The 13,665-nt window shown below is 38.6% G+C and carries 11 protein-coding genes; 8 read left to right on the top strand and 3 right to left on the bottom strand.

The window, feature by feature from the left end; all coding sequences use genetic code 11:
• The first annotated feature begins 520 nt into the window (after nt 1–520).
• Entirely contained in the window at nt 521–1,804 is a 1,284-nt protein-coding gene (locus B3600_RS18375) for a Gfo/Idh/MocA family protein (protein ID WP_070565333.1), read from the top strand.
• An 85-nt stretch (nt 1,805–1,889) separates the two neighbouring features.
• Here B3600_RS18375 and B3600_RS18380 read toward each other — a convergent pair whose 3' ends face one another.
• Genes B3600_RS18380 through B3600_RS18390 form a run of 3 tightly spaced genes read right to left on the bottom strand, consistent with a single transcriptional unit; the run spans nt 1,890 to nt 3,796 of the window.
• Nucleotides 1,890–2,507, bottom strand: coding sequence for an alpha/beta hydrolase (locus B3600_RS18380; RefSeq protein ID WP_286753914.1), 618 nt, complete (start codon nt 2,505–2,507; stop codon nt 1,890–1,892).
• A gap of 24 nt (nt 2,508–2,531) precedes the next feature.
• On the bottom strand, nt 2,532–2,831 hold the full coding sequence (locus B3600_RS18385; protein WP_046672947.1) for a GNAT family N-acetyltransferase: 300 nt from the start codon (nt 2,829–2,831) through the stop codon (nt 2,532–2,534).
• 38 nt (nt 2,832–2,869) lie between these two features.
• The gene (locus tag B3600_RS18390; protein WP_070565329.1) at nt 2,870–3,796 is read right to left on the bottom strand and encodes a ring-cleaving dioxygenase; all 927 of its coding nucleotides are present in this window, start codon (nt 3,794–3,796) and stop codon (nt 2,870–2,872) included.
• A gap of 363 nt (nt 3,797–4,159) precedes the next feature.
• Here B3600_RS18390 and B3600_RS18395 point away from each other — a divergent pair, with 363 nt between their 5' ends.
• From B3600_RS18395 to B3600_RS18425, 7 genes are all read left to right on the top strand, one after another.
• A complete protein-coding gene (locus tag B3600_RS18395) occupies nt 4,160–4,645 on the top strand; it encodes a nuclear transport factor 2 family protein (RefSeq protein ID WP_286753915.1) in 486 nt (161 codons plus the stop codon).
• Between the two features lie 130 nt (nt 4,646–4,775).
• A complete protein-coding gene (locus B3600_RS18400) occupies nt 4,776–5,600 on the top strand; it encodes a glycoside hydrolase family 16 protein (protein WP_070565327.1) in 825 nt (274 codons plus the stop codon).
• 165 nt (nt 5,601–5,765) lie between these two features.
• On the top strand, nt 5,766–6,344 hold the full coding sequence (locus B3600_RS18405) for a helix-turn-helix domain-containing protein (protein WP_286753916.1): 579 nt from the start codon (nt 5,766–5,768) through the stop codon (nt 6,342–6,344).
• A gap of 184 nt (nt 6,345–6,528) precedes the next feature.
• Nucleotides 6,529–7,869 carry a DUF5690 family protein gene (locus B3600_RS18410; protein WP_286753917.1) on the top strand — a complete coding sequence of 447 codons (1,341 nt, stop codon included), beginning with the start codon at nt 6,529–6,531 and terminating at the stop codon, nt 7,867–7,869.
• A 31-nt stretch (nt 7,870–7,900) separates the two neighbouring features.
• Nucleotides 7,901–9,055 carry a TIGR03364 family FAD-dependent oxidoreductase gene (locus B3600_RS18415; protein ID WP_286753918.1) on the top strand — a complete coding sequence of 385 codons (1,155 nt, stop codon included), beginning with the start codon at nt 7,901–7,903 and terminating at the stop codon, nt 9,053–9,055.
• A gap of 326 nt (nt 9,056–9,381) precedes the next feature.
• Complete coding sequence (locus tag B3600_RS18420) at nt 9,382–13,302, top strand: response regulator (RefSeq protein ID WP_286753919.1); 3,921 nt, start codon at nt 9,382–9,384, stop codon at nt 13,300–13,302.
• 4 nt (nt 13,303–13,306) lie between these two features.
• Nucleotides 13,307–13,663 carry a response regulator transcription factor gene (locus B3600_RS18425; RefSeq protein ID WP_070570518.1) on the top strand — a complete coding sequence of 119 codons (357 nt, stop codon included), beginning with the start codon at nt 13,307–13,309 and terminating at the stop codon, nt 13,661–13,663.
• Nucleotides 13,664–13,665: the final 2 nt, after the last annotated feature.

Raw genomic sequence — 13,665 nt, forward strand, 5'->3', positions numbered from 1 at the left:
TTTTTAAATGAATTATAAAATGTGTTATGTAACTGAGGCTTTTTTTGAAGAAGATGTTGATTGGAACAGCGCTAGAGGAAGGAAATTATTGAACATAAATGCCTAATAAAACACAATCCCTCCAACCAATGTAACATGATCAATTAATAATTCCATTGTTAATGGTATTATTAATTATTTAGATAAATATTTTTTTAAATGTTTGTTCTTCGTGAAATTAGTATTAACTTCATGCGCCCCTCCCAAGGGCATGTTTTTCATAGGTAGATGTATGGTCGAGTGATTCTAACTCGACCATTTTTTCGTTTTGTCCATAAGGTTCCGCAACAATTGTCGATATATATTTTACAATGCTTTTTGCGAGCACCTAAATTCATTTTTGTATTTTCATCGAAGCAATTTGTTTTTAATAATAAAGAACGTAATTCTTGTTAAATGGCATTCATCCAAGCATATGTAGTCTATTCGTATTTGATATTTAGATGATATCCGTTAAAAACAAAACTTAAACCAATATCCAATGAATAGAAAAGATTTTATCAAAACGTCTACTGTTTTAGCTGCTTCAACATTTTTTTTAAATGCGAAAGGTTCAACCTTTTTAGATCAATCCATCCGGGTTGGATTAATTGGTGTAAATGGTATGGGCTGGGCTGATTTGAATGCGTTGTTAAAGAATGATGGCTTGGTTTGTACCGCTCTTTGCGATGTGGATGAAAATATTCTTAAAAAGAGAGCGGAAGAACTTCAGAAAAGAAACATACATGTCGAAACATTTGTAGATTATAAAAAAATGCTCAACAGCCCAATGGTGGATGCGGTCATTATTGCAACTCCGGATCATTGGCATTGCCTGCAAATGATCGATGCCGTAAATGCGGGGAAACACGTCTATGTCGAAAAGCCTATTGGTAACTCTATCCTTGAATGTCAATTAATGGTTCAGGCGGCAAAAAAGAATAAGGCTATTGTGCAAGTTGGACAGTGGCAACGGAGCCAGCAACATTTCCAGGACGCCATTGATTTTGTTCATTCGGGTAAATTAGGTAAAATACGATTGGTGAAAGCTTGGTCTTATCAGGGGTGGAAAAGTGCTATTCCCATTGTACCCGATGAACCGGTTCCCGCAGGTGTGCATTATACGGAATGGCTAGGCCCGGCACAAAAAAGACCATTTAATTCGAATCGATTCCATTTTAATTTCCGCTGGTTTTGGGACTATGCGGGTGGTTTGATGACAGATTGGGGCGTGCATATGTTGGATTATGCTTTACTGGGGATGAAAGTTTCCGATCCAAAATCCATCATGGCCTCAGGAGGTAAGTTCGCATTCCCGGACGATGCTGGCCAAACGCCTGATACCATGACTGCCGTATATGAGTTTGAGGGCTTCAACATCCAATGGGAGCATGCTAAGGGTATTGATCTCGGACCTTATAATCGTAATCATGGTGTCGCATTTATTGGTAACAATGGTACGCTGGTGTTGAATAGATCGGGATGGGAGGTCATTCCAGAAAAAGGAAGGATGGAAGCGGTCTCTATCCAACCTTCTTTAGATAATGGCTTGGATAAACATATGGAAAATTTTGTGGCTGCCATTCGCCAACGTAATCCACAAATACTCCATGCACCAATTGAAGTAGGAGCCCATATTGCCATCTTTTCTCAATTGGGAAATATTGCATTTAGGACAGGACAAAAACTCTATTGGGATAAAGAACAACAGCATTTTACGGATCAGAAAGCGAATAGGTACCTGGCATCAGTTTATCATAATGGCTATAAATACCCTAAAGTCTAATGTGTCGAAAAAATTGGTTGTTGATTAATCATAGTTAATCAACAACCAATGGATCACTCTTACCAATGGATCATTTCTGTCTTTCTTAAAGAACGAATTCGTTTGCAAGATCGATCTCCTCGCGGTTGATGGAGTGGCCTGCGTTTTGATATACCATGAGCTTTACATTGGCATTCATTTGTTCTAAGATGGCTACTGTAGCTTCCACCCGTTCAAGAGGAACATGGAAATCTGGATCGCTAGTGCCTATAAAAATAGGTGTTTGAGCAAAGTCACCCTTGTAATTATCCCTGTTAATTTCTTCACCGATTACTCCGCCAATAATTGCTATAGCACCACCATAGCGTTGACCATGCCGTGTAAGGTATTCTAGTGTTAAACAGGCACCCTGAGAAAAACCAAAAAAATAGATGTTTTCGGTGAGGATTCCATTGGCTAAAGCTAGTTTGACCGTATGATCGATCAGATCAATTGCAGAACTCAACCAGGGTTCGTTCTCTTGTACGGGAGCAATAAAAGAATAGGGGTACCAGCTGTGATTTTCTGCCTGTGGTGCAAGTAACGCAAAATTATCGACATGAAGATAGGATGACATACCAATGATGTCTTCTGCACTTCCCCCACGACCATGGATCATGACGATGGCTTTTTTTGCCTGTTCCAAACTTTGCCCAGCCGTTTTAATATTGATTGAATGACTCATTTTGTACCTTCTTTTTATGGTAATTTATACCGTTTTTTTAAACCAAACATCCTGATAAAGCTCTGGATGACGATGAAACTGTGCATTTACATAAGGACATAAAGGAACAATTTTCATGTTGTTTTCACGCGCATGAGATACCAATTTCTCAAGAAGTATTTTGGCAAATCCTCGGCCTTCATAAGCTTCGTCTACCTCTGTATGGTAAACTACTAAATTCCCGTCAATGATAGCGATGCTCATTAAACCTGCTTTGTGATCGTCGGAGAATAATTGGAGCTCCCCACGTTGATTTTTGTCTAATACAATTTCAGTTCTTTCCATAACTTTTTCTTTTGTAAAATGATGTTTATAAACTTTTATTAATCGATTTTTGGCAATGTCTGTTCAATCTGCGAACGATAGCTTTCATATTGTTTTGGCAATTTGAGTGCCGCTCCTAAAGTGGATAAGGGTTCATCTACTGTAAACCCGGGATTGTCTGTCGCGATTTCAAATAAGACACCGCCAGGTTCACGAAAATAGAGTGAGAAAAAGTAATCTCTATTTATTTTTTCTGTGATATTCAGCCCTGCCGAAAGGACCTTTTCGCGATACTCCATCAATACATTATCATCCTTTACCCGGAATGCGATATGATGGTTTGTGCCGGCCGCATTTTTGCCATAGGGCAGATTTTTATCCGCTATTATGTCGACAATGTTTGCTGTTTCAATGCTGTCAGTTGTTAATCTATAGCGGTTCTCATCCTGCTGATGAAACGAATAACCTAAAATATCGGTCAATACGCGTATAGTTGGATCTGCTTCTTTTAATGAAAGCGTGACATTATGGAATCCTTTTAGCGCATGATCTGCATTGACGTCGGTAGTTGTCCATGCCTTTCTAGGGTCGTTAGTTTCAATAAACTGAAGTTGCAATCCATCGGGATCATTAAATGAAATCAGCTTCTCTCCAAAAATCTCATTTTCCTGTAAACTAATCTGATGTTCCGCTAAGCGATTTTTCCAGAAATCCAAACTCCCTTGAGGTACGGCATAGCCAATATGAGTTGCCATTCCCGCTCCCGGAGTACCCTTTCCGATACCTTCCCAAGGGAAAAACGTAAGAATCGTTCCTGGTTCGCCCTGTTCATTACCGAAATAGAAGTGGTAGGTGCTTGGGTCGTCGAAATTAACTGTTTTTTTGACAAGGCGTACGCCCAGTACTTTTGTATAGAAATCGAGATTTCGCTTCGCATTGTCTGCTATCGCCGTAATGTGATGTAGTCCTAATATTTTATTTTCCATAGCTGATAATTTTATTTTCTTAACTGACGTAAAGTTACATCGCGCAATAAGGAATTTTATTGAACTAGATTAATAAAAGCGATAATTGTCATTTTTGTTTTTATAGCAATACTGATTTTCGAAAATATATAAAAAACACCTGAAGTTGGGGACTTCAGGTGTTTAACCTAACCAATTATTAACCTAAATTTATGAAATGTATATTTCTGAATATTATACTATAGGAATAAATCCAATTATCATGCCAATATTTATAAAGTAAAAGACCTCAGATAAAAGCTGTTTATATTGTATAAATTAGGTAAATTGGAGTGTGCTAAGGTGAGGTGTGAATCGATGACTTCAATTAAAATGGATTTAAAGATGAAAAATAGAATAATGGTTAAGGTTATGACTTTCTCTGTTTTATTGCTAACGCTGGGTTGTCAGCAACCTTCGACAGATGAATCCAAAGAAGCTGCGCAAAAACAACTTGACGAAAACAAAGAGAATAAAAGAATCGTTTTAGATTTTTATCAGCAAATGTTTGGTGATAAGGATATTTCTGCAGTTGACAAGTCCATTTCTCCTCAGTATATCCAACATAATCCCGCTGTTGCGGATGGGGCAGCAGCGTTTAAGCTCGCTGCGACAAAGTGGTTTGAAGGGCAGCCTAAGACAAAGATTGATGTACAGCATATTGCTTCAGACGGCGACTTGGTCTTCATACACCTAAAAAATAAGAATCCAGATGGTAGCCTTAAATCGACAATCGATATCTTCAGATTGGAAGAAGGTAAAATCGTAGAGCATTGGGACGCGCAGCAAGATGTACCTAAGAACGCGGCAAATGCTCACCCTATGTTTTAAGGACTTTGCGCAATCTCATTTTTTGCGTTCGAATCTTTGTTTCTATTAATTTTTAGCGGAGTTGTCGGTTATGGTAATTTATGTCTAAATTTAGGCCTAAATCATTTTTTGCGAAACCACTATTTTAATTATGAAGAGAGTCCTAAGCCTAAGTTGTTTTTTCTTACTATTTTCTGCATGTAGTGTTCATTATAGTCCAAAAGAATATCCTTATGTGTATATGCAAAAGAAGGATCGTGAGCTTAAAGAATGGAAGCTGGTATGGGAAGAAAACTTCAATTCCCCAAAACTAGATAGTAGTAAATGGTCCCGGATTCCAGCAGGGGAAGCCGATTGGAATCGGCATATGAGCATGGATGACGCCTGTTTTGGATGGGAAAATGGTGAGTTAATTCTTAAAGGAATAAAAAATACAGACAAAAATAGCGATTCAAGACCATTTTTGACAGGCGGGATATGGAGCAAGGGGAAGTTTGCTTTTCAGTACGGACGCATAGAAATCAGAGCCAAGCTAGGAAGTGCAAAAGGAGCATGGCCTGCCATGTGGATGCTGGCGGAGTTGGACAAGTATGGGAAATATCCTAGAAATGGTGAAATCGATATTATGGAGCATCTTAATTTTGACAATATCATATACCAGACCACGCATTCCTATTATACGTTGGATCTGGGGCAAAAGGAGAATCCGAAACATTTTGGTACCGCTTCGGTCAACACTGACGCGTATAATATATATGGTATAAGCTGGTATCCCGACCGTATCGTATTTCAGTTAAATGGTGTTGACACCTTTACTTACCCAAGAGTTGATGGTGTAGATCCCTCTCAGTGGCCTTATGATCAACCCTTTTATCTTTTGATTGACCAACAGTTGGGCGGAAGCTGGGTTGGTGAAGTGAATCAAGACAAGCTACCCGTTGAGATGCGTGTTGACTGGGTTAAAGTTTACCAATAGTACTCACCAATGCTGAGCAAAATGAATGATGAAAAAAAATCTACTGTTATTGAACCTCAGTTTTCTGAGAACAGTAAAATATCATAATTTTATAGGTGACCTATGATTAAGTGATAAAAACTTAATATACACGACATCATAAAAATGTTTACTTTTGGCCAAGTTATGGAAGATAATACGATATTCAAGATTAGCAATAAAATTAAGGAAATTCGAAAAGAAAAAGGAATTACCATACAGGAAGTTGCCGATAGAGCGGGTGTAAGCAAGGGGCTTATTTCGCAGATTGAAAATAACAGAACAATACCCTCCTTACTCGTATTGATTAATATCATCAATGCACTGAATATTGATCTTAACGAGTTTTTTAAAGATTTTAATTCTGACTTGGATTCAGGCCCTGTGGTCGTTCGGAAAAAAGATACGTATAGTCCGTTTGAAAAAGAGTCGGCGATAGGTTTTCATTATAAACGGATTTTTACAACTGCGATGGATAGTTCGACCATGGATATTGTTCTTTTGGAGTTGCTTCCAGATGCAGAACGCCCCATGGTGGAGACCGAAGCCTATGAATATAAATATATCATTAGCGGACAGGTGGAGTATATCTTCAATGATCAAAAAATTAGCTTAGCGGAGGGCGATTCGATTTTCTTTAATGGACGACTATCACATACACCGCGCAATGTTGGAAATGGAAAGGCCGTCATGCTAATTGTATACTTTTTTGAAAATAAGAAATAGATAATAACACGTTAAGTATTAGAGCATCATTGAATCATTCAATGATGCTTTTTTTATTTTATACTTTTCGTATTACAAATGGATAATTATATTTGTTTACAAATACTTAACAAAAGTTTAGTCTTGTGTTAATTTCCAAAATTTACTTTTGATTGCGGACGATGAGGTCTGTTAACAAGTTTAGATGATGGAGTTAAACCAACGAATAAAACGACGCATAAATAGACTGGATGAGAAATCTGTGGCTATTGTTCTGGCTGTTACAGCATTTTTATGTTATACGAGTATGTATTCATTTAGAAAGTCATTTACGGCATCTGCCTTTGCAAATGATACTATTTTTGGTGTCGATTATAAAGTCTGTATGGTGGTCATTCAAATGCTGGGCTATTTGTTGTCAAAGTTCTATGGCATTAAATTTATTTCTGAAAGTAAACAACGTAATAGAGGACGGTATTTAATCGCATTGATTTGTATTTCATGGATAGGGCTTTTGGCATTTGCACTTTGTCCAAGGCCTTGGAATGTTGTCTTTCTTTTTATCAATGGTTTTCCATTGGGAATGGTTTGGGGATTGGTATTTAGTTATTTAGAAGGAAGGCGTTTTACAGAGATTATGGGGGCAGTAATGTCCGTGAGTCTGATTTTTGCTTCTGGACTGATAAAAACTGTTGGACGGTGGTTGATGTCTTCTTTTCATATTAATGAATTTTGGATGCCATTTTTGACGGGTTTACTTTTTTTTCTACCCTTTATTTTGTGCGTATGGATACTTGAAAATGCCCCAGAACCTACAACGGAGGATAAGAAGCTACGGACAGAACGCGTTGCAATGGACAGTCAAATGCGAAAACACTTTTTTAAAACCTTTATGCCCGGGATTGTATTGACTATTATCGTGTACACGATGCTTACTATTTTACGTGACGTGCGGGATAACTTTGAGGTAGAAATCTGGCAGATGTTACATGTAAAAGGAGCGGGTATTTTTGCAAAAGTTGATGGGACTATTTCATTAATTGTATTGCTGTTGGTGAGTTGTCTTATCATGGTTAAAAACAATCTTAAAGCGTTTAAGTTGATTCACTATATGATCATTATGGGTTTCCTTACTGCAGGTATTTCTACCTATTTGTTTACGAGGCAATGGATTGATGGTTTAAGTTGGATGTTGCTCGTCGGTTTGGGGTTATATATGGCATACATTCCTTATAACGCTATATTTTTTGAAAGAATGATCGCTACATATCGTATGAAAAGTAATATTGGTTTTGTGATGTATATGGCTGATTCAATCGGCTATTTGGGTAGTTTTCTGATATTGGTGAACAAAGAGTTTATGCCAAATTCTGTTACTTGGGGAAATTACTTTATTCAATTGGTTTTTTCGGCGTCTATTATCGGAGCGATTTTGGGCATCTTCTCCCTACTTTATTTTATTCGAAAAAAAGAACAGATGAAAGAAAGCGACGATGAGTTGTTGGCTCCTTGGCATGCGACAAAAGGAGAAGTACAAATTAGTTAACTATACTTTTTATGATATTCTATTTATAAAGATGAAAACAAATACATATGATGTAATTATTGTTGGGGGCGGGATTTTAGGAACCTTTCATGCCTATCATGCGTTACAAAAGGGGTTACGTGTGCTCCAACTCGAAAAGGATAATTTTCCCGTGGGATCTACCGTTCGTAATTTTGGACAAGTAGTGCCATCGGGGATGGCCGGTGAATGGTTTGATTATGGTGTACGTGGACTTGAAATATATCAATCTATTCAGCGGGAGATGGATATATCCGTTAGAAAAAATGGTAGTATCTATATTGCTTCAGATAATGATGAAGTTCAGGTACTTCATGAGTTATCTAAGCATTATCAAGCGAAAGGATATGAACATGAACTTTGGTCGAAGGAACAGGTTTTATTGAAATATCCTGTGATGAATGCTAGTTATGTTAAAGAGGCCATCTTTTTTCCGCAGGAACTCAGTGTAGAACCCGAGTCAATGATTAGACAGCTGCATATTTATATGCAAAATAAGTTTGTGGACTATACGTTGAAATACGATACGACAATTGTGGCCTGCGAGGATAAAAATGATGCTGTTGTTGTCACAAGCAGTACGTTGCAAAACTTTGAAGGGAAGAAATTGCTTATTTGCAATGGATACGAGTTTAAAATTTTATATCGTTCCTTATTTGACAATAGTGGACTTGAAATTAGCAAGTTGCAAATGATGCGAACGAAACCTTTGGCCCATATCCATTTGCCAGGGAATATTTTAACAGGACTGACCATTCGTCGATACGAGAGTTTTGAAGAATACTGCCCATCTTTTCAAACAATTCCATTGCCTGATCACTATCAGGAGCTACGCAATTATGGAATTCATATGCTTTTTAAACAGGCCACGGATGGTAGTATTATTATCGGTGATTCGCACGAATATGCAGCGGGCAACAGACTGGATGAATTGGGCTTCGCTGTGAATTCCTATATCAATGAATTGATGATTACAGAAGCCAACCGTATCATGCCGATGGAGCGTGCCTCGATTTCATCCTCTTGGGCAGGTTATTATTCGCAGCACAAAGACCATATTCTTGAAATCGACGTTAGCTCAAGGATACATGTTAGAACCGGTATCGGAGGGAAGGGAATGACAGCAAGTGCCGGCTATGCCGAACATAGTATTGAAAAACTTTTTTAACTTATACCTATCGCAGAGCCCCGCTATCACATTTAGCGGGGCTCTTTCGTTTTTAAGCTATTTTCTGGATCAATTTATCCAAATGCACTGTAGAATTAAAGTTCCCGCTTTCTTAATAAGGTAAAAACGATATAAAATTCAATTAGTAAATAACTAAATTATGAAGAAGGCGTATGAATAATCTTTTTATAGCATCAACTATTTTTGCAGTTGATTGTTCTTTATAAAACATTTATCTGAGCAATATTTCCTTATTGTTTAGGCGTTAAACAATGTTTTTATTAACTTCACGGTCACAATAAACCAGATCTAAATAGTAGAAGTGAATGGCAAATAATGTTTTTCCTGAAAATGAGTTAAGAAGGATAGAAAAATTAAAGTCCTATGAGTTAATGGGACTCGGGAAAGACCCTGAGCTGGATGTTTTTGCGCAGGCGGCCTGTCTGATTACAGATTGTCCCGCAGCGTTAATTGCCATGATGGAGCAAGACACACAACGTATTCAAAGTTGCGTTGGTATGGAGCTGGATACCGTTGACAGGAAGAATACAGTCTGTCAATACACCATAATGAGTAAGGAGGTCCTCGTCATTGAAGATACTTTTGAAGACCCACGCTCGTCTTCCAATCCATTGATTCGCGAGGGAAATATCCGTTTTTATGCCGGCGTTCCGCTCCTGGATGATGATGGCGATGCGCTTGGAACGATCTGTGTCATTGATTTCCACCCGAAAACGCTTTCGGATAAACAAAAAGACTCGTTGGAGGAGCTGGGCAAGGCAGTAACCAAAATATTATTGGGAAAAAAACGAAAAGTTCAGGCTGGTTATTTCTCCGAAATTTTTCACTTGACGAACAATATTATTTGTGTATTGGATGAGGCGCGCAAGGTAAAAGAAGTTAACCCCGCATTTAGTAAAGTCCTGGGATTGTCCAGGTCGAATAGTTTAGGCAAATCTATTTTTACCTTATTGGGAGATACTGAAAGGGAATTAGTGTCGGACTTAGGTCGGGTTGAGGAAACCAAATACGGCGTTCAATCAACGAGTAGGACTAAAATAGAGAATGGCCAAGTTGTTGAAATTGAATGGCATTTCAAATATGATCCAATAAATCATGATATTCTGGCTTTTGGCAGAAACGTAACAAAAGAGCGCGAAGAAAAACTCAAGTTGGAGAATTCTGAACGTAGATTCCGTAGCTTTTTTGAAAATGCGATCGGTCTGATGAGCATGCATGACTTGGACGGTAATATTCTATCCGTTAATGAAAAAGGAAGGGAGATATTGCGGTATGCCAAAGAAGAGGTAAAAGGACTTAACCTCAAGAAATTGGTGCCGTCTCATCATGTCGGTCTTGTTGAAGACTATCTCAAACGTATTGCAAGCAACAAAGAGGACTCGGGAATGATGGTTCTTCAAACAAAAGATGGTGAAGACATTTCTTGGCTATACCATAATATGTTGGAAACGGATGAAAATGGACGATCTTATGTTGTCAGTACGGCCTTGAATATGACGGATCGACTGCGCCTTGAAAATGATCTTTTGCATACCAAACAAATCCTGGAGCAGACCAATGCTGTCGCTCAGGTAGGCGGATGGGAGGTCAATTTAGCTGAAAACAAGGTCTATTGGTCCGACTCCACGAAGTTAATTCATGGTGTGGATCCTGATTTTACACCTGATTTTGAACATGCAATCGGATTTTATGAGCCGGAAAGCCAGGTTATTTTGCGTGGAATTTTTGAAAACGCCGTTAAAACAAGAACACCCTATGATACCGAATTGCGTCTATTAAAACAAGATGGTGAATCAATTTGGGTGCGGGTAAAAGGTATTCCCGAATTTGAAAATGATGTGTGTAAACGTGTTTTTGGAATTATTCAGGATATTGATAAAAGTAAATCGCTATTCTTGGAACTGGAACGCAAAGAATCTATGTTACGGGCTTTTGTGGATTATGTTCCTGCTTCGGTTGCTATGTTTGACCGAGACTTTAACTATATTTCGGTGAGTAATCAATGGTTGGAAGATTTTCACGAAGGAGTAAGTTTGCCGCCAAATAGTAACTTTTTTCAATTGTTTCCAAATATACCGGAAAATAGAAAAAAAATCTACCTTGATGCGCTGGAGGGAATACCGTATAAGAATACGGATGAAGTCATACAGGCTGGTGGACTTGCCGAAGCACAACATTTCAATTGGGAAGTAAGACCGTGGCATCTCGCTGATGGAAGTATAGGTGGGATCATTATTTTTACACAAAATATCACTGAATCGGTTAAAATAAATGATGAATTAAAATTAGCGAAAGAGTTGGCCGATCTGGCGAGTAAGGCAAAGTCCGAATTCCTCGCCAATATGAGTCACGAAATTCGAACGCCATTGAACGGTGTGATTGGATTCTCCGATTTGTTATTAAAAACACCATTAAATGACACACAGTTACAATACTTAGGCTATATCAATGAATCTGGAAATAGCTTACTCAATATTATTAATGATATTTTAGACTTTTCAAAAATCGAATCCGGTAAGCTTGAATTATTTGTCGATAAGTATAATGTATATGATGTAGCGAATCAGGTTATTAATGTTGTTCTCTATCAAGCACAACGCAAAGAAGTCGAACTGCTTTTGAACATTGAACAGGGGCTGCCGGCTTTTGTTTGGATTGATGAGGCACGTATTAAGCAAGTATTGGTGAATCTATTAGGTAACGCCGTTAAGTTTACGGAAAAAGGTGAGATTGAATTTAAGATCAGTAAACTTCGCAACGATGAGGATAAATTGACCTTACGTTTTTCGGTTAGAGATACGGGGATAGGAATTCCACCAGAGAAACAACAACGCATCTTTGATGCCTTTACACAAGAAGATAGCTCCGTCAGTAAACGATACGGCGGCACGGGACTAGGCTTGACAATCTCCAACAACCTCCTGAAATACATGGGTAGTAAATTGAATCTGGAAAGCGAACTGGGCGTCGGATCGACGTTCTATTTTGATATCGAGGTCCGATGCGAAGAAATGGAGGAGGAAGATACAGACTTACCGTTAAATCGTGTCCTCGTTGTCGATGACAATGCTAATAATCGGATTATCCTTCAACATATGTTGGCCTATAAAAACGTTGAGTCTGTCCTCGCAGAAAACGGTATGGAAGCCTTACAGTTGCTGATGAAAGGTGAACGATTCGATGTGATTTTAATGGACTATCATATGCCTATCTTATCGGGTCTGGAAACGATAGAAAAGATTAAGGAACTCTTTAGAAAACAAGAAGAAGGCATTCCATTGATTGTATTACATACTTCCTCGGAAGAGCATGAGGTGATTTCTGCATTTAGACAGGAGGAGCGGTCATTCTGTCTACTTAAGCCGATTAAATCTGAAGAACTGTATTCGACTTTAAGAAGGGCGATACAACAAAATAGGGAAGATGCTGTGCAAGTAAAGGCGAATGCAAACTTATCGTTATCATCAGATTCGTACGGTCAAGACGTTCAGGTGCTCCTGGCAGACGACAATGCCGTTAATATGGCGCTTAATTTACGCATGATGGCTAGTATCATGCCTGGCGCCCAGTTAACCGAAGTTTCTGACGGAGCCCAAGCCATTCGTGCTTGCAAAGAAAAACAATTTGATTTTATTTTGATGGATGTTCAGATGCCCGAGGTCGATGGTATTGAAGCAACCAAACAGATCCGGCAAATGTCATCCTATGCTGAGACACCTATTATCGGTGTTACTGCCGGTAATATTTCAGGCGAAAAGGAACGCTGTCTGGAAGCGGGAATGTCAGACTTTCTAGCTAAACCTATTCGTCAACAGGATTTATTCAAGGCCTTGGAAAAAGCCATGTTATCGGTTAAACCTAGTGCTGCCGAAGCCTCGGATCTGGAAGATTTGGACGAGCATCTGGATATGCGACGGCTGGAAGAACAGGCTGGCGATGATCCCGCATTTTTAACCTTTTTTCTGGATTTGGTCGTCCGGGAAATAAAGGGGTCTAGAAAGCAGTTAAAGGAGGCCATTGATACAAACGATATTGTACGCATCAAAGAACTCCTTCATAAGTTGCGGGGAACTTCATCGACAGCCGGACTTATTAAATTGGCTCAAATGACCAAGGACCTTGAGATCAGCCCAACGATTGAAACAGACCTTGCGATCGCTTTTGCGGCAATCGAACAAGAAATGGATATCGGATTGGAATTAATTGCAAAAATCTTAAATAAATAATGATATGTTGATTTTAATAGCGGAAGACGACGAATTGATACTACGTACTGTTGAACACAAATTAGTGAAAGAAGGACACGAAGTGGTGCTGACCAGAAATGGCCGTGAAGCCATCGAGAAAATTAATGAACTGAATTTGGATTTAGTTGTAACGGATATTATGATGCCCTTTGCTTCTGGTATTGAAATTCTTTCGGCAATAAAGAGTATCGGAAAGAAAATCCCGGTTATTGTATTATCGAGTATGGGCCAAGAGGAGGTCGTGGTGGATGCATTTGATTTAGGCGCATCTGATTTTATGGTTAAGCCATTTAGTCCAAACGAACTGATTCTTAGGATAAAACGCCTGATAAATAAATAAAA

The sequence above is a fragment of the Sphingobacterium sp. UBA2480 genome (assembly GCF_002341965.1).
Taxonomy (GTDB): domain Bacteria; phylum Bacteroidota; class Bacteroidia; order Sphingobacteriales; family Sphingobacteriaceae; genus Sphingobacterium; species Sphingobacterium multivorum.